The organism is Actinomadura rugatobispora, assembly GCF_055379765.1.
The window spans coordinates 7,206,314-7,231,243 of the sequence record NZ_AP029191.1 but is presented as its reverse complement, the minus strand read 5'-3'; the positions used below and the strand labels follow the sequence as shown (position 1 = coordinate 7,231,243).

Genomic DNA, 24,930 nt, shown 5'->3' with positions numbered 1-24,930 from the left:
GGCGGGTTACCAGCCCTGCGGCGGCGGGCCGCCCTGCCCGGGGGGCGGGGGCGGCGGGTAGCCGGGACCGGGCGGCGCGGGCGGCGGCTGCTGGTAGCCGGGGCCGGCCGGCGGCGGGGGCGGGTAGCCTCCGCCGGGCGGGGCCGGCGGGTAGCCCTGTCCGGGCGGCGGGGGCGGTGCGCCGTGGCCCGGCTGGGGCGGGTACGGCGCGCCGGGGCCGGGCGGCGGCGGGACCGCGCCGGGCATCGGGGCACCGGGCATCGGGGCGCCCATCGGCGGGCCGCCGGGGCCGGGGGGCATCGGCGGCTTCTTGTTGCCGCTCGTGGCCAGCTTGGCGATACCGGCGACGGCCAGGACCACCAGCGCGATCACACCGAAGATGATGAACTTGCCGATGCCGCCGCCGCGGCGCCGGCCGGTGCTGACATCGGGGTCGGTGTCGATGTCCGGCGGGTTGTAGGTCGGGGCCGAGAAGGACGGCGTCGGCGCCGGGTCGGTCGTCGGGGTGCCGGCGGGGGCGTTGCCCCGCAGCGACTGCAGCAGCGCGACGTAGGCGCGCGTGGGGTCGCGGGTGGTGCGGGCGCTGCGCCCGAACGCGCTGGTCGCCGCCGACAGGTCGGAGTTGGTGAAACCCGACGAGGCGCTGGCGGTGATGTAGAGGTAGTCCAGCGTCGGGTGGTACCCCACCACCACCGTGTCGGTGCTGGTCCGCCGGTCCTTGATCCACTGCTCCATCGCCGTCCTGGTGGACGGCACCCGGGTCGTGTAGACCTTCACCCTTCCCGGAATCGAGTCGGCGATGGGCCGGATCTCGGCTTCCCTCAGCACGTTCGCCAGATCCAGCACCATGGCCGGCCCCGTCGCCGCGGAGGCCGGCATCGTGCCGGGCACCGCGAACCCAATCGTCATCACTCCGAAGAGCAGCAGCAACCGCCGCAACATAACCCACGTCCCCGTAAAGCGAATATCTTCCACAAACCTGACCATGCAGGGAACCACACTTGGCCCGCCGACGCACGGAAAATCACCAGATCACTCTTGTGAGATCAAACGTCCTGGTCGTCCGCCCCGCTCACGACCGCGACGGCACGCCCGAGGGCGCCGGGGACGTCGTCGACGAGCAGGTGGCGGCCGTCCCGGACGATCTCGCGCCCGGACACCACGACCGTGCGGACGTCGGCGGCGGTGGCGGCGAACACCGCGGCCTCGGCGGCGTGCCGCGGCCCGGCGCCGGCGGTGCGGACCGAGTCCAGCGAGACGGCGACCAGGTCGGCGTAGGCGCCGGGCTCCAGCCGGCCCGCCTCCGGCCAGCCGAGGCCGGAGTGGCCGTTCCAGGTGGCGGCGGCCAGCAGCTCCCCGGCGGACCAGTGGCCGCGCTCGCGGGTGCGCAGCCGCTCGTCCAGCTCGACCGCGCGGGCCTCCTCGAACAGGTCGATCACCGCGTGCTGGTCCGAGCCCAGGCAGACCGGCGACCCGGCGCGGAACAGGTCGCGGGCGGGGCCGATGCCGTCGGCGAGGTCGCGCTCGGTGGTGGGGCACATGCACACGCCGGTCATGGTGGCGCCGAGCAGCCCGATGTCCTCGGGTTCGAGGTGGGTGGCGTGCACGGCGACGGTACGGGCGCCCAGCGCGCCGCACTCGGCGAGGAGGCGGGTGGGGGTCATGCCGTAGGCGTCCCGGCACGCCTCGTTCTCGGCGGGCTGCTCGGAGAGGTGGACGTGCAGCGGCGCGCCGCGGTCCTTGGCCCAGCCCGCCACCGCGTGGATCTGCTCGCGCGGCACCGCCCGCACCGAGTGGATCGCGGCGCCGACGCGGGCGTGCCGGCGGCCCGCCTTGCCGGTCAGCTCGTGCAGGCTGTCGACGCGGCGCGCCCAGTTGCCCGCGCTGCCGTCGCCGAAGCGCAGCTGCGAGCCCTGGAGCGGGCGCCCGATCCCGCCCGCGAGGTAACAGGTGTCGAGCAGGGTGATGCGGATGCCCGCGTCGGCGGCGGCGGCGATCAGCGCCTCGCCCATCGCGTTGGGGTCGTCGTACGGGGCGCCGCCCGGCCGGTGGTGCAGGTAGTGGAACTCGCCGACGCAGCTGATCCCGGCGAGGGCCATCTCGGCGTACACGGCGGTCGCGAGGGCGCGGTAGGTGCCGGGGTCGAGCCGGTCGGCCACCCTGTACATCTGCTCGCGCCACGTCCAGAACGTTCCCCGGTCGGCCTGGACGCGGCCGCGGAGGGCGCGGTGGAAGGCGTGGGAGTGGGCGTCGGCCAGTCCCGGGAGGGTGAGGCCGGGGAGGCGGGGCGTGCCGGGCGGGGCCGGCACGCCGGGGGTCACGGCGGTGAAGCGCTCGCCGTCGGCTTCGAGGAGCACATCGGCGGCCACCTCGTCCCCGAGCCAGGCGAACTCGGCATGCCACTGCATATCGGTCTTCCTACCCGCCTGCCAGGTCGCCCAGCACCGCGGTGAGGGCCTCGACACCCGCGAGGCGGTCGGCGGGTTCGGCGTGCTCTTCGGGGGCGTGCGAGACGCCCGTCGGGTTGCGGACGAACAGCATCGCGGTCGGCAGCCGGGCGGCCAGGATCCCCGCGTCGTGCCCGGCCCCGGTGGGCAGCACGGGCGCCCCGCCGAGCGCGGCGGCGACGCGGTCGCGCAGCGCGGTGTCGAAGTCGACGACCGGCGAGTACGACTCCTCGGCCAGCTCGACGGCGACGCCGTGCTCGCGCGCCGCGTCCCGCGCCGCCTCGTGCACCTCCGCGACGGTGCGCCGCACGGCGTCGTCGGCGGGGCCGCGGCCGTCCAGCCAGGCGGTGACCTCGGACGGGATCGCGTTCACGCCGTTCGGGACCACCTCGACCCTGCCGACGGTGGTGAGCGTCCCGTGCCGCCCGGCGGCCTCCCGCGCCGCCAGCACCATGCGAGCGAACGGCAGCATGGGGTCGCGCCGGTCCTCCAGGAGAGTGGTGCCGGCATGGTTGCCCTCGCCGGCGAACCCGAACCGCCACCGCCCGTGCGGGACGATCGCGCTCGCGACCCCGACCGGCTCCGCCAGCGCGCGCCCCTGCTCGACGTGCAGTTCGACGTAGCAGGAGACGCGGCCGAGGAGGTCCTCGTCCGGGCCGATCAGGGCGGGGTCGAGGTCGTGCTCGGCGATCACGTCGGCGAACGCGCGGCCGTCGCGGTCGCGCAGGCCGCGGGCGCGCTCCGGGGAGATCGCGCCGGTGAGGAGCCGCGACCCCAGGCACGCCACCCCGAACCGGGCGCCCTCCTCCTCGGCGAACGCGGCGATCCCGATCGGCCGGGCGGGCCGGACGCCGCGCTCGCGCAGCAGGTCGACCGCGGCGAACGCGGACACGATCCCGAGGGGGCCGTCGAAGGCGCCGCCGCCCGGCACCGAGTCCAGATGGCTGCCGGTCAGGACGGCGCCGCCGCGCGTTCCGTCCGGATCCCACCAGGCGAACAGGTTGCCGTTGCGGTCGCGTTCGACGGCCAGGTCGCGGCGGCGCGCCTCGTCCAGGAACCAGGCGCGGCACTCCAGCTCGGGCGGCGTCCAGGCGAACCGGTGGTAGCCGCCGGTACCCGCGTCCCGGCCGACGGGCAGCAGCGCCGCCCACATCTCCTCGAAGCTCACTGTGTTCCCCGCTCGCCTTCGGGGCGCCTCCTGGCGCCGCCTTCCCTCCTCACTCCGGTCGCTCGTTCCTCGCTCCCTGCGTTCGTCAGTCCAGGCGGCACCGCGCCCCTCCGGCTCGCTCACAACTCCTGCATGGGGATGCGGACGCCGCGCTCGGCGGCGACCTCGGCGGCGCGGTCGTAGCCCGCGTCCACGTGCCGCATCACGCCCGACCCCGGGTCGTTGGTCAGGACGCGCTCCAGCTTCTGGGCGGCCAGGGGCGTGCCGTCGGCGACGCACACCTGCCCCGCGTGGATCGAACGGCCGATGCCCACGCCCCCGCCGTGGTGGATCGACACCCAGGTGGCACCGGAGGAGGTGTTGAGCATGGCGTTCAGCAACGGCCAGTCGGCGATCGCGTCCGAGCCGTCGGCCATGCCCTCGGTCTCCCGATACGGGGACGCGACCGAGCCGGTGTCGAGGTGGTCGCGGCCCAGGGCGAGCGGCGCGCTGATCTCGCCGCGGGCCACCAGGTCGTTGAACAGCGCCCCGGCCTTGTCGCGCTCGCCGTACCCGAGCCAGCAGATCCGGGACGGCAGCCCCTGGAAGCGCACCTTCTCCCCCGCCATCCTGATCCACCGGCTGAGCGGCTCGTTGTCGGGGAACAGGTCGAGGATCGCCCGGTCGGTGCGGTGGATGTCCCTGGGGTCGCCGGACAGCGCGGCCCACCGGAACGGGCCCTTGCCCTCGCAGAACAGCGGCCGGATGTAGGCGGGCACGAACCCCGGGAACGCGAACGCCCGGTCGTACCCGGCCAGCCGCGCCTCGCCGCGGATGGAGTTGCCGTAGTCGAACACCTCGGCGCCCGCGTCCCGGAAGCCGACCATCGCCTCCACGTGCGCGGCCATCGACTCGCGCGCCTTGGAGACGAAGCCCTCGGGGTCCTTGTCGCGCTCGGCGGCCCAGTCCTCGAACGCCACCCCGCGCGGCAGGTACATCAGCGGGTCGTGGGCGCTGGTCTGGTCGGTGACGATGTCGATCGGGGCGCCGCGGCGCAGCAGCTCGGGGACGAGGTCGGCGGCGTTGCCGAGCACGGCGACGGAGAGGGGGCGCCGTTCGGCCGCGGCCTCCTCGGCGAGGCGGAGCGCCTCGTCCAGCGACTCCGCCCTGCGGTCGCAGTAGCGGTGCGCGACGCGGCGCTCGATGCGGGACGGGTCGCACTCCACGCAGATCGCGACGCCGCCGTTCATGGTGACGGCCAGGGGCTGGGCGCCGCCCATCCCGCCGAGCCCGGCGGTCAGCGTGATCGTCCCGGCCAGGCTCCCCCCGAAACGCTTGGCGGCGACGGCGGCGAACGTCTCGTAGGTGCCCTGCAGGATGCCCTGCGTGCCGATGTAGATCCACGATCCGGCGGTCATCTGCCCGAACATCGTCAGCCCGAGCGACTCCAGCCGCCGGAACTCCTCCCAGGTCGCCCACTGCGGGACCAGGTTGGAGTTGGCGATGAGCACCCGCGGCGCCCACTCGTGCGTGCGGAAGATCCCGACCGGCTTGCCGGACTGGACGAGCAGCGTCTCGTCCCCCTCCAGTCCCTGCAGCGACCGGACGATCGCGTCGAAGGACGCCCAGTCGCGGGCCGCCTTCCCTGAGCCGCCGTAGACGACCAGCTCGTCGGGGTGCTCGGCGACCTCCGGGTCGAGGTTGTTCATGAGCATGCGCAGGGCGGCCTCCTGCGGCCACCCCTTGGCGTTGGACGGCTTCGTGCCGCGCGGCGCCTGCACGACCGGCCGAGCGCCCGAAGGGCGGTCGTGCGTTCTTGCCGGGGGGTGTGGGGGGTCGTCCCCCCACAATGACTCGGGTCTGGGACCGGACATGTCGAGAGCTCCTTAGGAGAGGCGGCCGGTGACGGCCTCGGCGGCCGCGACGAGGCCGCCGCCGCGGACGAGTGTGGTGGCGGCGGCGATCTCGGGGGCGAGATGGCGGTCCGGCCCGGGGCCGGGGACGTGCTCGCGCAGCGCGGCGACGACGGCCGCGGTGGCGGGCCCGGGACGCAGCGGGCGGCGCAGGTCCAGGGCCCGCGCGGCGGTGAGGATCTCGATCCCGACGACCTGCGCGAGCCCGTCCACCGCCCGGCGCAGCTTGCGGGCGGCGTTCCAGCCCATCGAGACGTGGTCCTCCTGCATCGCCGAGCTGGGGATGGAGTCGGCGGAGGCGGGCACCGCGAGCCGCTTGAGCTCGGACACGATCGCGGCCTGGGTGTACTGGGCGATCATGTGGCCGGAGTCGACGCCGGGGTCGTCGGCCAGGAACGCCGGGAGCCCGCCCGAGCGGGCCCGGTCGAGCATCCGGTCGGTGCGGCGCTCCGCCATGGAGGCCACGTCGGCGACCGGGATCGCCAGGAAGTCCAGCACGTAGGCGAGGGGGGCGCCGTGGAAGTTGCCGTTGGACTCGACCCGTCCGTCGGGCAGCACCACGGGGTTGTCGATGGCCGAGGCCAGCTCGCGGGAGGCGACCAGTTCGGCGTGCGCGAGGGTGTCGCGGGCCGCGCCGTTCACCTGCGGGGCGCAGCGCAGCGAGTAGGCGTCCTGGACGCGGGTGCAGTCCGGCCCGCGATGCGACTTCATGATCTCCGAGTCGGCCAGCAGCGCCCGCAGGTTGGCGGCCGAGACGCCCTGCCCGGGGTGCGGGCGCAGCTCCTGGAGGTCGGCGGCGAAGACGCGGTCGGTGCCCAGCAGGGCCTCGACGGTCATCGCGGCGGCCAGGTCGGCGTTGGTGAGCAGGCGGCGCAGGTCGTGCATGGCCAGCACCAGCATGCCGAGCATGCCGTCGGTGCCGTTGAGCAGCGCGAGGCCCTCCTTGGCGCCGAGGGTGACCGGGGCGATCCCGGCGGCGGCGAGCGCCTCGGCGGCGGGCCGAAGCTCACCGGCGGCGTCGCGCACGTTCCCCTCGCCGATGAGCGCGAGGGCCACGTGCGCCAGCGGGGCGAGGTCGCCCGAGCAGCCGAGGCTGCCGTGTTCGTGGACGACCGGGGTGATGCCCGCGTTGAGCAGCGCGGCCAGGGTGCGCGCGGTGGCCTGCTGGACGCCGGTGCGGCCGGTGGCGAGGGTCCGCAGCCGCAGCAGCATCAGCGCCCGCACGACCTCCCGCTCCACCTCCGGCCCTGATCCGGCGGCGTGCGATCGGACGATGTTCAGCTGCAGTTGCGCGCGCAGTTCCGGCGCGATGTGCCGGGTGGCCAGGGCGCCGAAGCCGGTGGACACCCCGTAGACGGGCGTGGGCCGCGACGCCAGCTCCTCGATGTGCGCCCGCGACCCGGCGATCAGTTTGAGCGCCTCGTCGGTCAGCGCGACGCGGGCGCCGTCCCGTGCGACCGCCACGACCTGGTCGAAGGACGGCGGTTCCGGGCCGACCTCGACGAGTGCTTCCCCCATGCCGTTCTGCATACCCACCATTGGAACGGCAGGCGGCCCGCGCGGAGGAGCCCGCGCGGCGGCATTGTGTCTCACATGCGAGACAATGGGCGGATGGGACAGGTACCGGCCGCGAAGCGGGCGCTGGCGGTGCTCCGGCTGCTGGCGGGCGCCGCCGGGCCGCTGCCCGCCTCGGCGATCGCGCGGGAGCTGGGGCTGCCGCGCTCCAGCACCTACCACCTGCTGTCCGCGATGGCCGAGGACGGCTTCGTCGCGTACGTCCCGGAGGAGCGGCGGTGGGGCCTGGGCGTCGCGGCGTTCGAGATCGGCTCGGCCTACCTGCGGCACGGCCCCCTCGAACGGCTCGCCCGCCCGCTGCTGCGCCGCCTGGTCGACCGGGTCGGCGACATCGCGCAGCTGGGCGTCCTGCACGGCGCCGAGACCCTCTACCTGCTGAAGGAGCAGCCGCCCCGGCACGCCACCCTCGTGACGGACGTCGGCGTGCGGATGCCCGCCCAGCTCACCGCCAGCGGCCGCTCGATGCTGGCGCACCTGCCGCCCGCGCAGGTCAGGGCGCTGTTCCCGGGGCCGTTCGTGGACCGCACGGGGCACGGGCCGGGCTCGCTGCGCGAACTGCGCCGCGGCCTGGCCGAGGACGCCCGGCGCGGCTGGTCGACCGAGGACGGCTACATCACCGAGGGGCTGGCCAGCATCGCGGCCTGCTCGTTCGACCACACCGGGCACCCCACGGCGGCGATCACGGTGACGTTCCGGCGGGAGACCCGTCCGGAGGAGACCTGGCCGGACCTCGCCGGGGTGGTGCGGGCGTCCGCGGCCGAGCTCACGGCACGGCTCGGCGGACGCCCGCCCTCATGAGGCGAGGAGTCCCCGGTCGGGATCAGGAGACGAGACCGGCCTTCTTGAGCCAGTCCTTGGCGACCGTCTCCTGGTCGGCCTTGTCGATCGAGACCCGCTTCATCATGTCCAGCAGGTCCTGCGTCGTCAGCTTGGCCGAGATCGCGTTCAGCGCCTCGCGGCCGGTGGCGTTCACCGCGGACTTGTAGATCAGCGGCGTGACGTTCTGCGAGGCGAACAGGTTCTTGGGGTCCTGCAGGACGACGAAGCCCTCCGCCGCGATGGACGGGTCGGTGGTGTAGAGGTTGGCGGCCTGGATGTCGCCGTCCTTGAGCAGCTTGACCACCGTGCTCTGCGCGCCGGCGTCCACCGACTGGAACTTCTTGAACTTCACCCCGTAGACCGACTCCAGCCCGACGGCGCCCTGCTGGCGGGTCTTGAACTCCGAGCCGGCGGCCAGCGTCATCTGCCCGGCGACGTTCTTGAGCTGGTCCAGCGAGGTGAGGTTGTGCTTCTGCGAGGTGGCCTTGGTGACCGTGATCGAGTCCTTGTCCTCGGCCTGCGCCGAGTTCAGGATCTCCACCGACTGCGGCAGCTTGGCCTTCAGCTCGGCGTTGATCTGGTCCGGGGTGGTGGCCTTGCTGTTCTTGTCGACCGAGGTGGCCAGCAGCGCGCCGTTGTACTCGGGGACGACGCTCAGCCCGCCCTTGACGACCTGGTCGTAGTAGACCTCGCGGGCCCCGATGTCGAACTTGCGGGTGACCTTGATGTTCTTGGCCTCCAGCGCCTGCGCGTAGATCTCGGCGAGCAGCGAGCTCTCGACGAAGTTGGCCGAGCCGACGGTGACGCCGCCACCGCCGCCGGTGTCGCCCGACAGCGGGTCGCCGTCACCCCCTCCCCCGCCGCAGGCGGCGAGGCTCAGGGCAACGGCCAGCGACACGACGACGCCGCGGAGTGTGCGAGTCATGTGGTTCCTTCTCTCAGGAGGAGGGCGCCCGGCCCAGCAGTCCGGGCGAGACGATCAGGCGCCGGAGCGCGGTGAACAGGGCCTGGACGAGGAGGGCCAGCGACACGACGACGACCGAGCCGCCGATGACCATCTCGTAGTCGTTGCGGGACAGGCCGTCGACGATGTAGCGGCCGAGGCCGCCCAGGCCGGGGTAGGCCGCGACGGTCGCGGTGGCCACCACCTGGATGGCGGCGGTGCGCAGCCCCAGCAGGATCAGCGGGAGGGCCATCGGGACCTCGACCCGCCACAGCACCCCCCAGCCGGTCATGCCCATGCCCCGCGCGGCGTCCTTCGCGTCGGCCTCCACGCCGCGGACGCCCTCGAAGGTGTTGACCAGGATCGGCGGGACCGCCAGCGCGACCAGCGCGACCACGACCGGGGTGACCTGGATCCCGACGAGCGTGACGATCAGCACCACCAGGCCGAAGGTGGGGATGGCGCGGGCCAGGTTGGCCAGGCTCGCCACCCCGAACGCGCCGCGCCCGGTGTGCCCGACCAGGAGCCCGAGCGCCAGCCCGATCAGGGCGGCGAACAGCAGCGACAGGCCGCTGTAGGTGAGGTGCTCGGCCAGCCGGTTCGGGATGCCGTCGTCGCCCCGCCACTGGGCGGAGGAGCTCAGCCAGTCCGCGACCAGCGTGATCTGGTTCCAGAGCCCGTTCATGCGTGCCTCCTTGTGGGGGGCGACCCCCCACACCCCCCGGCAAGAACCGCGATCATTCCCTCGCTCCGCTCGGTCATGACGCCCCTCGCGCCCGCTGCCACGGGGTGAGCAGCCGCTGCAGCAGCACCAGCAGCGCGTCCGTCACCAGGGCCAGCAGCACGATCAGGACGATCGCGACGATGATCTGGGTCGGGAAGTCCAGCTGCATGCCGCGGGTGATGTAGTAGCCGAGGCCGCCCTGGCCGATCAGCTGGCCGACCGCGACCAGGCTGATGGAGGAGACGGCCGCCACCCGGACGCCGGCGATCACGACCGGGACGGCGATGGGCAGCTCCACCCGGACGAGCCGGCGCAGCGTGCCGAAGCCCATCGCGGTGGCCGCCTGCCGGACCGGCTCGGGGACGGCCGCGAGCCCGTCCACGACGTTGGGCAGCAGCACCGCCAGCGTGTAGAGGGTGAGCGGGATCATCACCGTGCTGCCGGTCAGCCCGGTGTACTGGACGAAGATCATGAACAGTGCCAGCGACGGGATCGCGTACAGCACGTTGGTCGCGGTGAGGGCGGGCGGGTAGAGCCAGCCCCAGCGGCGGCACGCCACCCCCAGCGGCACCGCGATGACCAGCCCGAACAGCACGGGCAGCAGCGCCAGCCGCAGGTGGACCCCGGTGTACTCGGCCAGCTCGGCGGCGTTGTCGCCGATCCAGGACCACCGGATCAGCGGCTCGCCGTCGGCGGCCAGGGCGGTCATCCGGTGCCGCCGTGGGTGGGCACCGCGAGCAGGTCGGCGCCGCCGGCCACGCCGGCGACCGCGCCGTCGGGGCCGAGCCCGACCGCGAGCCCGGCCGGGGACAGCACCGCCGCGTCCAGGGCGCCGCGCACAGTGTCGGTGGCGACGTCGAAGGTGCCGCCGACCGGGGACAGCGGCGCCTCCCCCGGCGTGCCGGTGATCTCCGCGGTGCGCGCCCAGCCCAGCGGGCGCCGGTCGGCGTCGACCACCAGCACCCATTCGGAGTCGGCGGCGTCCACGCCGGCGGCGGTCTCCTTGACGACGACGTCGTCGCGCAGCCGCAGGTCGGCCGCCCTGGCGAAGGACAGGCTCCGGATGCCGCGGTTCTGGCCGATGAACTCGGCCACGAAGTCGTCGGCCGGGTGCGCCAGCAGGTGCTCGGGGGTGTCGAACTGCACCAGCTTGCCGCCGGTGCGGAACACCGCGATCTTGTCGCCCAGCCGGATCGCCTCGTCGATGTCGTGGGTGACGAAGACGATCGTCTTCTCCAGCTCGGCCTGGAGCCGGAGGAACTCGTCCTGCAGCTCGGCGCGGACCACCGGGTCGACCGCGCTGAACGGCTCGTCCATCAGCATGATCGGCGGGTCGGCGGCCAGCGCCCGCGCCACGCCGACCCGCTGCTGCTGGCCGCCGGACAGCTGGAAGGGGTAGCGCCTGGCCATGCCGGTGTCGAGCCCGACCCGCTCCATCAGGTCGAGCGCGCGGGCCCGCGCCTTCTTCTTGTCCCAGCCCAGCAGGTAGGGGACGGTGGCGATGTTGTCGACGATGGTGCGGTGCGGGAACAGCCCGGCGTGCTGGATCACGTAGCCGATGCCGCGGCGCAGCTCGGCGGGCGGCCGGTCGCGCACGTCCGCGCCGTCGATCAGCACCCGGCCGGCGGTCGGGTCGACCATCCGGTTGATGGTGCGCAGCGCCGTGGTCTTGCCGCCCCCGGAGGTGCCGACGAAGACCGTGATCCGGCCCGTCTCGCACTCCAGGCTGACCTCGTCGAGGGCGACGGTGCCGTCGGGGTACCTTTTGGAGACGCCGTCAAAGGTGATCAACGACTCACCTCCCGGCGGCGATCGTCGCCGCTTCTGTATCGAATGTCGGAATCGAATGTCGGTATGGTCGCACGTCGGGCGGTTCGTCACAGGACCGTACCCGCCGTCGAGAACGATGTAGTGCCCGGAATGTGACCATGAGAACCCGATAATACTGACCGCATTAGCCTGAATTGGACGCCATGGAACCCGTCTGGCTCACCTTCCTCAACGGCACGGACGTCGAACGCCTCGCCCTCGGCGACGCGGAGATCCTGGACGCGGTCGAGGCGGGGCTGCGCGCGCAGGGCCGGGGCGAGACCGTGATCGAGCCGCGCGTCCACCTGGAGCCCGACCCGGCGTTCCGCGGCCACTTCAACGTCCTGCGCGGCTACGTCGCGCCGCTGGGCGTGGCCGGGGTGAAGGTCGTCGGCGACTACGTCGACAACTACAAGCTGGGCCTGCCGTCGGAGATGGCGCTGCTCAACCTGTTCGACCCGCGCACCGGGATGCCGGTGGCGATCCTGGACGCCACGGCGATCACCGAGATGCGCACCGGGGCGGTGACCGCGCTGGGCGCCCGGCACCTGGCCCGTCCCGGGTCGAAGGTGCTCGGGCACATCGGGGCGCGCGGCACGGCGTACTGGAACGTCCGGCTGCTCGACCGGATCTTCGGGTTCGAGGAGATCCGGGTGCACTCGCGGCGCCCCGAGAGCCGGACCGCGTTCGCCGAGCGGCTGGAGCGCGACCTCGGCAAGCCGGTGACGGTGACCGGCGACTGGGAGTCGTGCGTGCGGGGCGCAGACATCGTGGTGGAGGCGTCCCGGCTCCCCGAGCCGGAGCCCCTGCTGAAGACGGAATGGATCGCTCCAGGCGCGTGCGTGATCCCCTACGGCACGATGAGCGCGGTCGAGCTGTCGCTGACCGACGTCATGGACAAGATCGTGGTGGACGACTGGGGGCAGTGCCGCACCGGCCGGTTCGGCGCGCTGCGCGCCCACGTGGAGTCGGGCCGGCTGACCGAGGACACCCTGCACGCCGAGCTCGGCGAGATCGTCGCCGGGACGAGGCCGGGCCGCGAGGACGACGCGGAGACCACCCTGTTCTGGCACCGGGGGCTGTCGCTGTCGGACATCGCGCTCGGCGCCGCCATGCTCGAGAAGGCCGCGGCGCTCGGCCTGGGCCAGCGGCTGCGGTACGCATGACGGGCCAGGTGATCGTCGATGGACGCACCCTGACCTGCGAAGACGTGGCTGCGGTCGCGCGGGGCGGGGCCCGGGTGGCGCTGGCCCCGGACGTGCCCGCCCGCCTGGAGCGCGACCGCGCCGTCGTCGACGGCGCCGTCGACCGGCAGGTCCCCGCCTACGGCGTCACCACCGGGCTCGGCAGCCGGTCGACCTACGCGCTGCCGCGCGAGGAGCTGGCCGAGTTCAGCGTCCGGACGGTCCGGGGCCGCGCCAACGCCGTCGGCGCGCCGCTGCCCGCCGGGGTGGTGCGCGCCGCCGTCCTGGCCCGGGTCAACGGCGTCGCGGGCGGCGGCAGCGGCGTCCAGCCCGCCGTGGCCCGGCTGCTGGTGGACCTGCTGAACGCGGGCGTGACCCCGGTGGTGCCGGAGGTGGGGTCGATCGGGTCGGCCGACCTGTGCCAGTCCGCGCACATCGGGCTCGTGGTGATCGGGGAGGGCCTGGCCGAACTGGACGGGGAGGTCCTCGACGGCGCCGAGGCGCTGCGCCGGGCCGGTCTGGCCCCGGCGCGGCTCGGGCCCAAGGACGGCCTCGTGCTGTGCGGCGCGAGCCCGGTCGCCGCCGGGCACGGCGCGCTGGTCGTCCACGACGCGGCGGCCGCCCTCACCTTCGCCCAGGCCGTGACCGCGCTCACCTTCGAGGGCTTCCGGGCCAACGTCGGGGTGCTCGACCCGCGCGTCCAGGCCGCCCGCCCCGCGCCGGGGCAGGCCGCGGCGGCACAGGAGCTGCTCGCGCTGCTCGACGGCGGTGACCTGGCCGGACGGGCGCGGCGCGTCCAGGACCCGGTCAGCCTGCGCTGCGCCGCCCAGGTGCACGGCTCGGTGCACGCCGCGCTCGACTTCGCACGGGCCGCGCTGGAGCCCGAGCTCAACGGCAGCGGCGACAACCCGCTCGTCGTGGCCGACGAGATCCTCTCGACCGGGAACTTCCACACCCCGGCGCTCGCGCTGGCGTTCGACACCCTGGCCCTGGCGCTGACCCAGCTGGCGGCGGTGTCGGCGGCGCGCATGCAGCGGCTCCTGACGCCCTCGCTCAGCGGGCTGCCGGCGAACCTGTCCCCCCACGGGCCGGAGCGCTCCGGGCTGGCGCCGCTGGCCAAGACCGCGCAGGCGCTCGTCACCGAGATCCGGGCGCTGTCCGCGCCGGTGAGCACCGATCCCCGGTACGGCGCGGAGATGGTCGAGGACGACTCCACCAACGCCTCCCTCGGGGCCAGGCGGCTGGACCGCGTCCTCGGCCTGCTGGAGCGCCTGATCGCGGTCGAGGCGGTGGCCGCGGCCCAGGCGGTCGACCTGGTCCGGGACGGGGAGTCGCCCGGCGTCCTCGGGCGGGGACCCGCGTTCCTGCACGCGGCGATCCGACGGGCCGTCCCGCGGCTGGACGACGACCGGCCCTCCGGGGGCGATGTCGAACGGGTGGCGGCCGAGATCCTCGGCGACCCCGAGGTCAGGCGGACGCTCGCGGAGATGTCTCGCATGTGAGACATCTCCGCTTCCGCCGTACGGCGGCGGCCGGAGGCCGGTCACTAGCGTGGGCCGGGTGAGGACCATCGTCGTCGACGGTACCGCGCTGACCTGCGCGCAGGTCGCCCGCGCCGCCCGGGAGGAGGTGCCGGTCGCCGTCTCCCCCGAGGGCGTGGCACGGGCCCGCGCGGCCTGGCGGACGGCCCGCGAGGTCGCCGCCGAGCAGCCGGTGTACGGCCGCACCACCGGGGTCGGCGCCAACCGCGAGGTGGGCGTGGAGTGGGAGGACGCCGACGCGCACGGGCTGCGGCTGCTGCGCAGCCACGCTGCGGGCGCCGGGCCGCTGGTGGCGCCCGAGATCGTCCGGGCCATGCTGGTCGTGCGGCTCAACCAGCTCGCCGCGGGCGGCTCCGGCGTCGACCCGGGCGTGCTGGCCGTGCTGGCCGACGTGCTCAACCTGGGCCTGCTCCCGCCCGTCCCGGTGTACGGGGCGATCGGCACCGGCGACCTGACCGCGCTGGCCTCGACCGCGCTGTGCCTGCTCGGCGAGCGCCACTGGCTCCCCGCACCCGACGGAGCCCCCCACCGCGGCCCCGGTTTCAGGCTGCGCTCGGCCGACGCGCTGGCCTTCATCAGCTCCAACGCCGCCACGCTCGGGGAGTCGGCGCTGGCCGTCACCGACCTGCGCACGCTGCTGTCGGCCTCGACCGTCGTGGCGGCGCTGTCGCTGCACGCCGTGCGCGGCTCGGAGGAGCCGTACGCGCCGGCCGTGCACGAGGCGTGCCCCCACCCCGGGCAGCAGGAGGTCGCCACCGCGATGCGGACGCTGCTGGCCTTCGAGAAGCCGGCCCCGATGCGGATCCAGGACCCCTACGGCTACCGCGCGTTCCCGCAGGTGCACGGGCCCGCGCTGGAGGCCGGCGGCTACGCCGCCGACGTGGTCGGCAGGGAGATCAACGCGGCGGCGGAGAACCCGCTGGTGGACGTGGCGGGCCGCGCCGTCTGGCACAACGGCAACTTCCACACCGCCTATGCGGGCCTGGCCCTGGACGCCGCCCGCGCCGCGCTCTTCCAGACGATGGCGCTGTCGGCGGCCCGGCTCGGCACGCTGTCGGAGCCGTCGTTCACCGGGCTCTACCCGTTCCAGGGCGCGACCGAGGCGTCGTCGGGGATCATGATCCTGGAGTACGTGGCGCACTCGGCGCTCGCCGACGTCCGCCGCCTGGCGACCCCGGCGGCGCTGGGCAGCGCGGTGCTGTCGCGCGGCGTGGAGGAGCACGCCGGGTTCTCCACCCAGTCGGCCCGCGCCACCACCGAGGCGCTGGGCGCGTACCGGATCGCACTGGGCTGCGAGCTGGTCGCGGCCGTCCGGGCGCTGCGGACGCAGGGCCGGCCCCCGGCGGGCGGCCCGCTGCGGTCGGCCTACGGCGTGGCCGCCGAGGCGCTGGACCCGCGGGTGGACGACCGCCCGCTGGACACCGACATCGCGGTCGCCGCCGACCTCCTCCCCACCCTGGCCCGCCTCCTCCCCTGACCCGGGTCAGCGGCCGGTGGTGGACTCGCGGACGCGCAGGGACGGCTCGCGGACGACGCGGCGCTTGCGCGGCTTGCCGTCGATGACGTCGACGACCAGCCGGACGGCCGAGTGCACGATGCCGTCGATGTCCCAGTCGACCGTGGTGAGCGGCGGGCTGAGCAGGGCCGACATCGGATGGCTGTCGTAGCCGCAGACCGCCACGTCGCCGGGGACGGCCAGGCCCAGGGTGCGGGTCGCCGCGTAGACGCCGTAGGCGATGGAGTCGGAGAAGCAGAAGACCGCCGAGGGGCGGGCGGGGCCGCGCAGGCTCTCGACCGCGACCTCGGTGGCCTCGGCCAGCGACTGGGGCGCCACGACCACCTCGACGTCCAGGCCGAGCCGGACCGCCTCGGCGTTGACGTGCACGTCGGCGGGGCGGTCCGGGGTGCTGGCCAGGGTCGGGGTGAACACCGTGACGCGCCGGTGGCCGAGCTCGCGCAGGTGCTCCAGCGCGAGCGTGACGCCGCGCCGGTTGTCGAAGACCACCTCGCCCTGGGAGCGCCCGCCGTGCAGCGCGTCGCCGATGGAGACCACCGGGAGCGCCTCCGACAGCTCGGCCCACAGCGGCGCGGACGGGTCGAGGGGCTGCACGATGAGGCCGTCGACCCGCTGGTCGCGCAGCTGGCGGGCCAGGGACAGCTCCCGGGCGGGATCGTTGAAGGCGTCGACGATCAGGGCGTAGCGGTCGCGGGCGAGCAGCGACCGGCTGATCCCCACCGCCAGGGACTGCTGCCAGTAGTCCTCCAGCGAGCCGCACAGCAGGCCGACCATGCCGGAGCGCCCGCTGGCCAGCGCGCGGGCGATCGGATGGGCCTCGTAGCCGAGCTCGTCGGCGGCGGCGCGGACCCGCTCCTGGGTCTCCTCGGAGGTCTGGATCCCGCGCAGCGCGTACGACACGGCCGCAGGCGACAGCCCCGTCGCCTGCGCCACCTCGCGGATGGTCGCGCGCTTGCGCCGCTCTGGCACGCACCCAACCCTAGACGGCCGGTGCGACAGAACGGGGAACGACTTGACGGGATGTCTTCTGAACCGGTTCACTGAAGCGGTTAACTGATGCGGTTCAGTAGGATGGGGAGCACTGTGAGCAGGGGGCCCGTGGACGTCCACCAGCACCTGTGGGGCGCCCCGCTGATCGAGGCGCTCCGCGCCCGGCGCACCCCGCCCTTCCTGGACGGCTGGACACTCCACCTGGACGGCGAACCGCCCTACGAGGTCGATCCGGCCGACCACGACCCCGCCCTCCGCGCCGGCCTGGCCCGCGCGGACGGGCTCGGCCTCGCCCTGGTCTCCCTCTCCACGCCGCTCGGCGCCGAATGGCTGCCTCCCGGCGAGGCGTGGCCGCTTCTGGACGCCTACCACGAGGGCGCCGCCGCACTGCCCGAGCCGTTCGGCGCGTGGGCCTCCACCTGCGTGCGGAAGATCGACGCGGACGCCACCGCCCGCGCCCTCGACCTGCCCGTCGCGGGCCTGCAACTGCCCGCCACCGCCCTCGCCGACGCGGACGGCTACGACCGCTGCGCCCCGCTCCTCGACCTCCTCCAAGAGCGGGACCTGCCCCTCTTCGTCCACCCCGGCCCGGCCCCGGCCTCCTCCGGAGCGCCCGCGTGGTGGGCGGCGCTGGTGCCCTACGTCCAGCAGATGCACGCCGCCTGGTTCGCCTTCCGCGCCCACGGCCGCCCGCGCCATCCCCGGCTCAGGGTGTGCTTCGCCATGCTCGCCGGGCTCGCTCCCCTGCACGGCGAACGCCTCGCCGCCCGTGGCGGAGGGCGCGGCACGGTCGATCCGGACGCGTTCGTGGAGACGTCCTCCTACGGACCCCGCGCGGCGGACTCCGCCGTACGGGCCCTGGGCGTCGACGTGATCGTCCACGGCACGGACCGGCCCTATGCGGCCCCCCGCGACCTGGCCCTGGGTGAGGCCGCCCATCACGCCTTCCGCGTGACCAACCCCCACCGCCTTCTGAAGAGAGAGGAGCGACCCCATGCAGGCTGAGGCGGAGGCACGTCGGACGGTTTGGAAGGGCCTGCCCGCCCGAGCCCTCGGCAAGCACGAACTGCGCGCACTCGTCGACGCCTTGGCCGAACAGCCCGAACTGTGGCGGCAGCACGTCCGCTTCTCCTCCGACCGCCGCCACTACGCCTCGCTCCACCGGGACGAGTACGTCGACGTGTGGCTGCTGTGCTGGACCCCGCAGAACGACACCGGCTGGCACGACCACGACATCTCCTCCGGGGCCGTACGGGTCGTGGCCGGTTCACTGGAGGAGTGCAACCCGCGCATAGGCGGGCTCCACATCAAGACACTCGTGCCGGAGAACACCTCGTTCTGCTTCGGCCCCGACCACATCCACAGGCTCGTGGGCGCGGCCGACACCAGCGTGTCCCTCCACGCCTACTCGCCCCCGCTGTGGCGGCTCGGGCAGTACACCATCGCCGAGGACGGCCTCATGCGCCGCACCTCGGTCAGCTACGCCGACGAGCTGCGTCCCCTGGACCCCGGCTGAAATTGGGGAGGGCGCGCCGCCCGATCCCCGCTCTGACCGGACTGGCCCGCCCTCTACTCATGACAGCGCCGGCCGCTCCATGAACGTCACACCGTCTGCCGATTTTTCTGGGGACGGGCGCGCCCGCGCCTCCGCACCGGCCCGGGCACGCACGCCACCACCACACGATCATGGCGTGCCGCCCCCGGGCCGCACGCGGCAGGGTCAGGGCCGGACGAGTTCCGCCTTCGTCTCGTCCGCGGCCCGCGGCTGCGGAACCACCGCCGCGGTCTCCTCCCGCCCGTCGCCGCCGCGGATCGGAATCAGCGACTCGCGCAGCCTGGCCCGCATCCACGCCTGCCCCGGCTTCTCCACCAGGCGGTACACCGCGTACGCCACCGCCAGCGACACCGCGATGACCAGCACCAGGGCGGCATAGCGGTTCAGGCCCGGGTAGACGTGCTTCAGCAGCGGCAGCGCGACCTGCGAATGCGTCAGGTACAGCGGGTAGGTCAGCGCCCCGAGCACCGTCAGGCCCTTCCAGCGCAGCCACCGCAGCCGCCCGGTCGCCACCAGGATCATCACCGCGAAGATGAGCGTGACGGCCACCGCGACCACGTTCTCGTTCGCCGTCGTGAACACGTGCCCGGTCCGCCACGCGCTCCAGTGCACGGCCAGCAGCCAGGACACGCCGACGTACCCCCACAGCAGCAGCGTCGGACCGAACTTGTACATCAGGAACAGCGCCATGCCCGCAACGAAGTACGGGCTCCACGTCGGCATCAGCATGACCTGGAGGAACTTGTTGCCAGCCTCGTCGGCGAACACTCCGGCGAGCGTCCAGACCGCCATGAACACCAGGCAGCTGCGGTAGGTGATCCTGATCGCGGCCAGCGCGCCGATCAGCACGTAGAAGTGCAGTTCCACCCAGAGCGTCCAGAACACCGCGTCGATGTTCTTCAGCCCGAGCCCCGCCTGCAGCATCGACAGGTTGGGCAGCACCAGGCCCGGCACCCCGTTGCCCAGCCGGAACCCGAGGTAGATGACCAGCCCGATCAGCACCCCGGCCCAGTAGGCGGGCATCAGCCGCACCACCCGGGAGATCCCGAACTCGCCCGGGCTGCGCCCCCACGCGCTCATCAGGATCACGAACCCGCTGATCATGAAGAACAGGTCGACGCCCAGGTACCCGTACCGGGTGATCGCCCCCGCCCCCGGGAACAGCTCCAGCGAGGGCTCCGGCCACGGCCCGGCGCCCTTGAACCCGGTGAAGTGGAAGAGCACCACCGCCATGGCCGCCAGGAAGCGCAGCAGATCCAGTTCGCGCAGGCGGCGGTCGTGTCGTGTCACCCGCGAGACCCTCGCGTCACCGGGTGGCCGACCAGGGACCCCGGAATGAGCCCCCGGTGAACGCCAGGTGTAGGACGCATGCCCGAGCGACAAGAGGGTATGAGCACAGGTTCAGCGGAGGAGCGACCGCCGCAACTGTCCGGCCCGGAGCGGAACGCCGGCGGAGTGGAGGGACGGGCAGGCGGGGTCGTCCCCCCACAATGAAACGTAGTGTGCGCACGCGGCCACGGATTCTTCTAAAATCGGGACGACACCCCTCCTCACGGAAGACCGGTGGTCCCCCCATGACCTCTCGCCGCGCCCGTCGCGGCGCGGCGCTCCTTGCGCTGTGCCTCGCCTCCTTCCCGGCCACCGGGTGCGGCGCGTTCGGCGACGAGCCGGCGCAGAACTCCAGTCCGGCGGCGGCCAGCACCAGTCCCGTCGCCTCGTCCACGCCCCTGGTGATGTTCCTGGGCGACAGTTACACGGTCGGCGAGCGCGGCAGCTTCCCCGAGTACACCTACGCGGCCGCGACCGCGCGGTTGCTGGGGTGGCAGCCCGTCCTGGCGGGGCAGGGCGGTACCGGGTTCATCGCGGGCAGCCATGTGCGGCGGACGTTCGGCACGCTGTACGAGAGCCAGCTCGGCTGGCGGCCCGCGCCCGATCTGCTGATCGTCTCGGGTGGCCACAACGACTGGTCGTACCCGCCGCAGGAGGTGGGCGCGGCGGCGCACGAGTTGCTCGAACGGGCCCGCGGGCGGTGGCCCGACTCGCGGATCGCGGTGCTCGGGCCGATCTGGGGCAACCAGTCCCCGCCGCAGGGGGCGCTGGCGGTGCGGGACGCGCTGCGCCAGGTGGCCCAGCAGCTCGGGATGCCGTTCATCGATCCGATCGCCGAGCAGTGGATCACCGGGAACCGCGCGCACGGCACCGGCAACGCCGCGCGGCTCATCCAGCGGGACGGGACGCATCCCAACCAGGAGGGCCACCGTTACCTGGCGACCCGCCTGGTCGAGAGCCTCAAGCGGCTGGGGCTGGCGCACCCCGCGCAGTCGTGACCGGCTAGGCGGCGGGGCGGGCGAGGCTGAGGGAGAAGTCGCCCGACTCGTCGGTCCAGAATCCGGCCAGTGCCAGGCCGGCCCTGCCGAGTTCGGCCTCCAGGCGGTCCCGGCGGAACTTGGCGGAGATCTCGGTGCGCATCTCCTCGCCCGCCGCGAACGCGATCTCCAGGTCCAGGCCGCCGATCCGGACGGTCTGGTCGCGGGTGGAGCGGAGCCGCATCTCGATCCACTCCTCTGCCTCCTTCCACACGGCCACGTGCTCGAAGGCCGACGGGTCGAAGCCGGCGTCCAGCTCACGGTTGATCACGTGCAGCACGTTGCGGTTGAACTCGGCGGTGATCCCGGCCGCGTCGTCGTAGGCGGCGACCAGCCGTGCCTCGTCCTTGACCAGGTCGGCGCCCAGCAGCAGCGCGTCCCCGGGGCCCATCGTGGCGCGCAGCCCGGTCAGGAAGCCGAGGCGGTCGGCGGGCGGCATGTTGCCGATCGTGCCGCCGAGGAAGGCCACCAGCCGCCGCTCGCCCGCGGGCAGCAGGTGCAGGTGCTGCTCGTAGTCGGCGACGACGGTCCGCACCTCCAGTCCGGGATGGTCGGCGGCGATCCGGGCCGCCGCCTCCTCCAGGAAGTCGCCGCTGACGTCCACCGGCACGTACGAGCGCAGCGTGCCGTTCAGGGCGTTCAGGAGGAGCCGGGTCTTCTCGCCCGATCCGGCGCCCAGCTCCAGCAGCGTCCGGGCGCCGGTGGCGGCGGCGATCTCCGGGGCGCGGGCGATGAGGATCTCGCGTTCGCGGCGGGTCGGGTAGTACTCCTCCAGCCTGGTGATCTCCTCGAAGAGTTCGCTGCCCCGTTCGTCGTAGAACCATTTGGGCGGCAGGGTCTTCGGGGTGGCCTCCAGGCCCTCCCGTACGTCCTGGCGGAGCGTCTTGGCAAGGTCGTCGGCGGTCAGGAACCGGTCCACGGAGCCTCCTTCGGTAGGGACGGCGTCACAGCGGGGTGACGTGCACGCCGGACGCCAGGTCTGCGGTGACGAGCGAGCGTTCGGGCACGGGCCGCCAACCGGGGTCGTCGTCGAGCGGCTCGGAGGAGATCCACACCTCCCGGAGCCGGGGCCGGTCCTTCACCGGCGCCCCGGTGGCCTGCTCGACCCGCCAGGCGGTGTGGCCGCGCTCCCGGACGAACAGCGAGTCGCCCCAGGTGGTGGCGGCCAGCGCCGTGCCGTCGGCGGCGAGCAGGTTGTAGCGGCCGGGCGACAGGGCCGCGGCCTCGCGGACGGTCTCGGCGAGGCCGTCGCCGAGCGTGCGGCCGTCCCGCCACAGCCGCGCGGCCAGGGCGAACAGCAGGGCCGAGTCGACCGGCGCCCGCGCGTCGGGGACGGCGGCGACGTCCCCGGCCAGCTCGCGCAGCTTGCCCTCGATCCCCGCGAACCCCTCGATCTTCCCGTTGTGGCTGAAGAAGCGGCCCCGCCCGCCGGCGGCGGCGCGGAACGGCTGGGCGCACGACTCGTCCACCGGGAACCCGACGGTGGCGGAGCGGATCGCCGCGACCGCGCAGGTGGTCTCGGTGACCTCGGCGATCTCGCGGAACGAGGGGTCGGCCCAGATCGGCTGCGCCCGCCGGAACCGCACCGCGCGGCCGCCGTCCCCGTGGTACCAGCCCGCGCCGAACCCGTCGGCGTTGAGGAGGTTGCCCTGGGTCATGCGGGGCGCGTACGACTGGTGCTCCAGCGAGTACTCCCCCTCGTAGATGAGGGAGGCGAGCGTGCGGGCCGGCCCCAGGTATCCGAGGTGACGGCACATCAGGCGGCCCCGGCGGTGCGGGCGCAGCGGAAGCCGGCGAAGATCTGCCGCCGGATGGGGTAGTCCCAGTTGCGGAACGTGCCGCGCACGGCCAGCGGGTGGGTCGCCCAGGAACCGCCCCTCAGCACCTTGTAGTCGGGCCCGAAGAACACCTCCGAGTACTCCTTGTAGGGGAACGACCGGAAGCCCGGGTAGCCGTGGAAGTCGGAGGACGTCCATTCCCAGACGTCCCCCACGAGGCGGCGCACCCCGTACGCGGACGCCCCCGACTCGTACGACCCGGCCTCGGCGGGACGCAGCAGTCGCTGCCCGAGGTTGGCGCGGCCCTCCTCGTACACGTCGCCCCACGGGTAGCGGCGGGAGCGGCCCGCGGCCGGGTCCCAGCGCGCGGCCTTCTCCCACTCGGCTTCGGTGGGGAGGCGCTTGCCCGCCCACCGCGCGTAGGCGTCCGCCTCGTACCAGCACACGTGCTGCACCGGCTCGTCGAGCGGGAGCGGCTCGGTACGGCCGAAGCGCCGCCGCAGCCACGGCCCGCCCCCGTCGCGCGACCAGAACCCGGGCGCGCGCTTGCCGCTCTCGGAGCGCCACTCCCATCCCTTGGGATGCCAGTGGCGCGGGTCGTCGTACCCGCCCGCCTCGATGAACGCGATGTAGTCGGCGTTGGTCACCGGCTCGGTGTCGATGTAGTAGGCGGGCAGGTCCACGATGTGGCCCGGACGCTCGTTGTCGTAGGCCCAGGGGTCGTCCGAGGTGCCCATCTCGAAGGGGCCCGCCTCGATGAGGACTTCGCCGGCCGCGCCAGGGGCGTGGGCGTCCAGCAAGGCGCCGGGCGGGTCGAGCAGGGCCGGGGCCCCTTTGCGGAGCTGGTGCGTGGCGAGCATGGTCTCGTCGTGCATGTGCTCGTGCTGGACGACCATCCCGTACACGAACCCGCCCCTGGTGAGGGGGTCGCCCTTGTCGAAGCGGACCGAGTCCAAAGAGTCCAGCACCTTGGAACGGACCGTCGCGATGTAGGCGCGTGCCTCCTCGGGCTGGAGCAGCGGCAGGCGCGGCCGTTCCGCGCGGGGGTGCTCGAACGCGTCGTACAGGTCGTCGATCTCCGGCCGCATCGCCTCCACTCCGGCGGCGGCCCTCAGCAGCCACAGCTCCTCGTAGTTGCCGACGTGCGCCAGGTCCCAGACCAGCGGGGACATCAGCGGCGACACCTGCGCGGTCAGCTCGGCGGCGTCCAGGGCCCCGGTGGTCAGGCCCAGGCTGCGGTCCCGGACCGCGCCCAGCTCGGCGGCGATCAGCTCCTTCAGCGCGGGCTCGTCCAGCGAGCCCGGCGCCGCTCTCAGCCCGCCCGGCGATCCGGGGGCGCTCATCGCGGCCATGTCAGTCTCTCCGTCTCCTCGGGCAGGTCACACTCTGCCTCCGCCCCCGGGCTAGCGAAGTCGGTCGGGAAGTCGTCGGCGGGGCAGCGGCCCCGGTCCACGTACCGCCGGGCGTACTCCTCCACCACCGGGACGAGCTCGGCGGCGCCCATCCTCGGCAGCGCCTCCAGCGCGGCGGCGAAGCACTGCCGCGCGGCCTCGGCCAGCGCGGGGCTGTCGGGCCCGCAGCGCGCGGCCTCCTCCCAGAGGGAGGCGACCGGTTCGGTGGCGGCCTCCGCCTCCGCCGAGGCCCGCGGGTCGTCCAGGAGCGCGGCGGCGACCGCGACCGGGACCGGCCAGTACGGGTCGGGCAGCGCGTCGATCATGCGCAGTTCGAGCCAGCCGCGCGGTCTGACCGGCGGGAACAGGGTGGACAGGTGGTAGCCGAGATCCTCCAGCCCCGGCTCGCCTTCGGCCACCCACTCCCCGAAGGTCATGCCGGGATCGGCCACCCAGTCGCCCGCCTCGGTGCGCAGCGCCATCACGCGGGCGTCCAGGGCGTAGCGCGTCCAGGACTCCCAGGGGTCCTCCCCGTCGGAGGCGCCCGGTCCAGGCACGGCGTGGACCGGAAGCGTCCTGCAGGGGTCCAGCGCCGTCCAGACCGCCTGCCGCGTCGAGCGCAGCCCGGTGCGGCGCCCTCCGCGCAGCGGCGAGTTGGCGAACGCCGAGACCAGGACGGGGCCGAGCGCGTGCGCGAGCCGCCACCGCCGGGCGGCGTCGGCGGCGTCGGCGCCGATGTCCAGGCACACCTGGACCGAGGCGGTCGAGCACATCATGGCCGCCCCGGCGTCGGCGAACCCGCCGGAGTCGAAGTAGCTGCGCATGGACCGGTAGCGGGGATGCTCGGCCTGGAAGTGCGGCGGCCGCACGGGGTCGACGCCGTGCCCGGCCAGGACGAGCCCTCCCCCGGCCAGCGCGGCGCGGACATGGTCCAGGTCGGCGGCCAGCGCACGGTGCAGCCGGGCCGGCCCCGGGAACGGGAGCGAACTGAGCTCGAGCTGCCCGCCCGGCTCGTAGGTGATCTTGGAGTCGTGCGGAAGCGGTCCCGCCGCCTCCAGCAGGGCCTGCGGCCGCGCGGCCGGCACGGTGGCGCCGGGGGCGGCGGCGTCGAGGACGAACCACTCGGTCTCCGCTCCCACGGTGCCGGGCGGGCCGTTCTTGAAGCAGACCCCGCGGATGTACCGGTAGACCTCGTCGACGGTGAGTCCGGCCATGAACTCCCCCTCACTCCG

At 74.0% G+C, this 24,930-nt stretch carries 22 protein-coding genes; 7 read left to right on the top strand and 15 right to left on the bottom strand.

Features of this window, described 5'->3' with window-relative positions; translation table 11 throughout:
• Positions 1-6 precede the first annotated feature (6 nt).
• From ACZ466_RS32375 to hutH, 5 genes are all read right to left on the bottom strand, one after another.
• The gene (locus ACZ466_RS32375) at positions 7-909 is read right to left on the bottom strand and encodes a hypothetical protein (RefSeq protein ID WP_464041772.1); all 903 of its coding nucleotides are present in this window, start codon (positions 907-909) and stop codon (positions 7-9) included.
• A 137-nt stretch (positions 910-1,046) separates the two neighbouring features.
• Positions 1,047-2,408 (bottom strand): formimidoylglutamate deiminase, encoded by a 1,362-nt coding sequence (locus ACZ466_RS32370; protein ID WP_378282456.1) that lies wholly within the window; start codon positions 2,406-2,408, stop codon positions 1,047-1,049.
• 10 nt (positions 2,409-2,418) lie between these two features.
• A complete protein-coding gene (locus ACZ466_RS32365) occupies positions 2,419-3,615 on the bottom strand; it encodes an allantoate amidohydrolase (protein ID WP_378282457.1) in 1,197 nt (398 codons plus the stop codon).
• A gap of 119 nt (positions 3,616-3,734) precedes the next feature.
• On the bottom strand, positions 3,735-5,468 hold the full coding sequence (gene hutU / locus ACZ466_RS32360; RefSeq protein WP_378282458.1) for a urocanate hydratase: 1,734 nt from the start codon (positions 5,466-5,468) through the stop codon (positions 3,735-3,737).
• Positions 5,469-5,480: 12 nt separating this feature from the next.
• Positions 5,481-7,025, bottom strand: coding sequence for a histidine ammonia-lyase (gene hutH, locus ACZ466_RS32355; protein WP_378282459.1), 1,545 nt, complete (start codon positions 7,023-7,025; stop codon positions 5,481-5,483).
• 93 nt (positions 7,026-7,118) lie between these two features.
• Here hutH and ACZ466_RS32350 point away from each other — a divergent pair, with 93 nt between their 5' ends.
• Positions 7,119-7,880, top strand: coding sequence for an IclR family transcriptional regulator (locus ACZ466_RS32350; protein ID WP_378282460.1), 762 nt, complete (start codon positions 7,119-7,121; stop codon positions 7,878-7,880).
• 22 nt (positions 7,881-7,902) lie between these two features.
• Here the strand turns inward: ACZ466_RS32350 and ACZ466_RS32345 are convergent, their stop codons facing one another.
• The 4 genes from ACZ466_RS32345 to ACZ466_RS32330 all read right to left on the bottom strand — a co-directional run bounded on the left by ACZ466_RS32345 (position 7,903) and on the right by ACZ466_RS32330 (position 11,359).
• Positions 7,903-8,826, bottom strand: a complete 924-nt coding sequence (locus ACZ466_RS32345; RefSeq protein ID WP_378282461.1) for an ABC transporter substrate-binding protein — start codon at positions 8,824-8,826, stop codon at positions 7,903-7,905.
• A gap of 13 nt (positions 8,827-8,839) precedes the next feature.
• Positions 8,840-9,529 (bottom strand): ABC transporter permease, encoded by a 690-nt coding sequence (locus tag ACZ466_RS32340; protein WP_378282462.1) that lies wholly within the window; start codon positions 9,527-9,529, stop codon positions 8,840-8,842.
• Positions 9,530-9,602: 73 nt separating this feature from the next.
• On the bottom strand, positions 9,603-10,277 hold the full coding sequence (locus tag ACZ466_RS32335) for an ABC transporter permease (RefSeq protein WP_378282463.1): 675 nt from the start codon (positions 10,275-10,277) through the stop codon (positions 9,603-9,605).
• Complete coding sequence (locus tag ACZ466_RS32330) at positions 10,274-11,359, bottom strand: ABC transporter ATP-binding protein (RefSeq protein WP_378282464.1); 1,086 nt, start codon at positions 11,357-11,359, stop codon at positions 10,274-10,276. Before ACZ466_RS32330 ends, ACZ466_RS32335 begins: the two co-directional genes overlap by 4 nt.
• A gap of 182 nt (positions 11,360-11,541) precedes the next feature.
• On the opposite strand from ACZ466_RS32330, the gene ACZ466_RS32325 reads away from it, so the two are divergent.
• From ACZ466_RS32325 to ACZ466_RS32315, 3 genes are read left to right on the top strand one after another with little or no spacing between them, the layout of a single operon-like run.
• Complete coding sequence (locus ACZ466_RS32325) at positions 11,542-12,543, top strand: ornithine cyclodeaminase family protein (RefSeq protein WP_378282465.1); 1,002 nt, start codon at positions 11,542-11,544, stop codon at positions 12,541-12,543.
• 8 nt (positions 12,544-12,551) lie between these two features.
• Positions 12,552-14,063: an HAL/PAL/TAL family ammonia-lyase gene (locus tag ACZ466_RS32320; RefSeq protein WP_378282466.1), complete on the top strand. Its 1,512-nt coding sequence runs from the start codon at positions 12,552-12,554 to the stop codon at positions 14,061-14,063.
• A gap of 58 nt (positions 14,064-14,121) precedes the next feature.
• Entirely contained in the window at positions 14,122-15,579 is a 1,458-nt protein-coding gene (locus ACZ466_RS32315) for an aromatic amino acid ammonia-lyase (protein WP_378282467.1), read from the top strand.
• 6 nt (positions 15,580-15,585) lie between these two features.
• Here ACZ466_RS32315 and ACZ466_RS32310 read toward each other — a convergent pair whose 3' ends face one another.
• Positions 15,586-16,587: a LacI family DNA-binding transcriptional regulator gene (locus ACZ466_RS32310; protein ID WP_378282468.1), complete on the bottom strand. Its 1,002-nt coding sequence runs from the start codon at positions 16,585-16,587 to the stop codon at positions 15,586-15,588.
• Between the two features lie 114 nt (positions 16,588-16,701).
• Here ACZ466_RS32310 and ACZ466_RS32305 point away from each other — a divergent pair, with 114 nt between their 5' ends.
• Both ACZ466_RS32305 and ACZ466_RS32300 read left to right on the top strand, forming a co-directional pair.
• Complete coding sequence (locus ACZ466_RS32305; protein WP_378282469.1) at positions 16,702-17,613, top strand: amidohydrolase family protein; 912 nt, start codon at positions 16,702-16,704, stop codon at positions 17,611-17,613.
• Positions 17,603-18,124: a cysteine dioxygenase gene (locus ACZ466_RS32300; protein WP_378282470.1), complete on the top strand. Its 522-nt coding sequence runs from the start codon at positions 17,603-17,605 to the stop codon at positions 18,122-18,124. Before ACZ466_RS32305 ends, ACZ466_RS32300 begins: the two co-directional genes overlap by 11 nt.
• A 204-nt stretch (positions 18,125-18,328) precedes the next feature.
• Here the strand turns inward: ACZ466_RS32300 and ACZ466_RS32295 are convergent, their stop codons facing one another.
• Positions 18,329-19,453 (bottom strand): acyltransferase family protein, encoded by a 1,125-nt coding sequence (locus tag ACZ466_RS32295; protein ID WP_378282471.1) that lies wholly within the window; start codon positions 19,451-19,453, stop codon positions 18,329-18,331.
• Between the two features lie 284 nt (positions 19,454-19,737).
• Here ACZ466_RS32295 and ACZ466_RS32290 point away from each other — a divergent pair, with 284 nt between their 5' ends.
• Positions 19,738-20,490, top strand: coding sequence for an SGNH/GDSL hydrolase family protein (locus ACZ466_RS32290; RefSeq protein ID WP_378282472.1), 753 nt, complete (start codon positions 19,738-19,740; stop codon positions 20,488-20,490).
• Between the two features lie 4 nt (positions 20,491-20,494).
• On the opposite strand, the gene egtD is transcribed toward ACZ466_RS32290, so the two are convergent.
• Genes egtD through egtA form a run of 4 tightly spaced genes read right to left on the bottom strand, consistent with a single transcriptional unit; the run spans position 20,495 to position 24,912 of the window.
• The gene (gene egtD / locus ACZ466_RS32285) at positions 20,495-21,448 is read right to left on the bottom strand and encodes an L-histidine N(alpha)-methyltransferase (RefSeq protein ID WP_378282473.1); all 954 of its coding nucleotides are present in this window, start codon (positions 21,446-21,448) and stop codon (positions 20,495-20,497) included.
• Between the two features lie 25 nt (positions 21,449-21,473).
• On the bottom strand, positions 21,474-22,286 hold the full coding sequence (gene egtC, locus ACZ466_RS32280) for an ergothioneine biosynthesis protein EgtC (RefSeq protein ID WP_378282474.1): 813 nt from the start codon (positions 22,284-22,286) through the stop codon (positions 21,474-21,476).
• Positions 22,286-23,650, bottom strand: a complete 1,365-nt coding sequence (egtB, locus tag ACZ466_RS32275; RefSeq protein WP_378282527.1) for an ergothioneine biosynthesis protein EgtB — start codon at positions 23,648-23,650, stop codon at positions 22,286-22,288. Before egtB ends, egtC begins: the two co-directional genes overlap by 1 nt.
• Positions 23,647-24,912: an ergothioneine biosynthesis glutamate--cysteine ligase EgtA gene (gene egtA, locus ACZ466_RS32270; protein ID WP_378282475.1), complete on the bottom strand. Its 1,266-nt coding sequence runs from the start codon at positions 24,910-24,912 to the stop codon at positions 23,647-23,649. Before egtA ends, egtB begins: the two co-directional genes overlap by 4 nt.
• Positions 24,913-24,930 lie beyond the last annotated feature (18 nt).

What these genes read in the sequence shown, in the direction of transcription:
- ACZ466_RS32300 (WP_378282470.1), top strand. Translation starts at nt 17,603, where the DNA reads ATGCAGGCTGAGGCGGAGGCACGTCGGACGGTTTGGAAGGGCCTGCCC.
- egtA (WP_378282475.1), bottom strand. Translation starts at nt 24,912, where the DNA reads ATGGCCGGACTCACCGTCGACGAGGTCTACCGGTACATCCGCGGGGTC.
- egtC (WP_378282474.1), bottom strand. Translation starts at nt 22,286, where the DNA reads ATGTGCCGTCACCTCGGATACCTGGGGCCGGCCCGCACGCTCGCCTCC.
- ACZ466_RS32290 (WP_378282472.1), top strand. Translation starts at nt 19,738, where the DNA reads ATGACCTCTCGCCGCGCCCGTCGCGGCGCGGCGCTCCTTGCGCTGTGC.
- egtB (WP_378282527.1), bottom strand. Translation starts at nt 23,650, where the DNA reads ATGAGCGCCCCCGGATCGCCGGGCGGGCTGAGAGCGGCGCCGGGCTCG.
- ACZ466_RS32375 (WP_464041772.1), bottom strand. Translation starts at nt 909, where the DNA reads ATGACGATTGGGTTCGCGGTGCCCGGCACGATGCCGGCCTCCGCGGCG.
- hutH (WP_378282459.1), bottom strand. Translation starts at nt 7,025, where the DNA reads ATGGGGGAAGCACTCGTCGAGGTCGGCCCGGAACCGCCGTCCTTCGAC.
- ACZ466_RS32340 (WP_378282462.1), bottom strand. Translation starts at nt 9,529, where the DNA reads ATGAACGGGCTCTGGAACCAGATCACGCTGGTCGCGGACTGGCTGAGC.
- ACZ466_RS32370 (WP_378282456.1), bottom strand. Translation starts at nt 2,408, where the DNA reads ATGCAGTGGCATGCCGAGTTCGCCTGGCTCGGGGACGAGGTGGCCGCC.
- ACZ466_RS32335 (WP_378282463.1), bottom strand. Translation starts at nt 10,277, where the DNA reads ATGACCGCCCTGGCCGCCGACGGCGAGCCGCTGATCCGGTGGTCCTGG.
- ACZ466_RS32325 (WP_378282465.1), top strand. Translation starts at nt 11,542, where the DNA reads ATGGAACCCGTCTGGCTCACCTTCCTCAACGGCACGGACGTCGAACGC.
- ACZ466_RS32350 (WP_378282460.1), top strand. Translation starts at nt 7,119, where the DNA reads ATGGGACAGGTACCGGCCGCGAAGCGGGCGCTGGCGGTGCTCCGGCTG.
- ACZ466_RS32345 (WP_378282461.1), bottom strand. Translation starts at nt 8,826, where the DNA reads ATGACTCGCACACTCCGCGGCGTCGTCGTGTCGCTGGCCGTTGCCCTG.
- hutU (WP_378282458.1), bottom strand. Translation starts at nt 5,468, where the DNA reads ATGTCCGGTCCCAGACCCGAGTCATTGTGGGGGGACGACCCCCCACAC.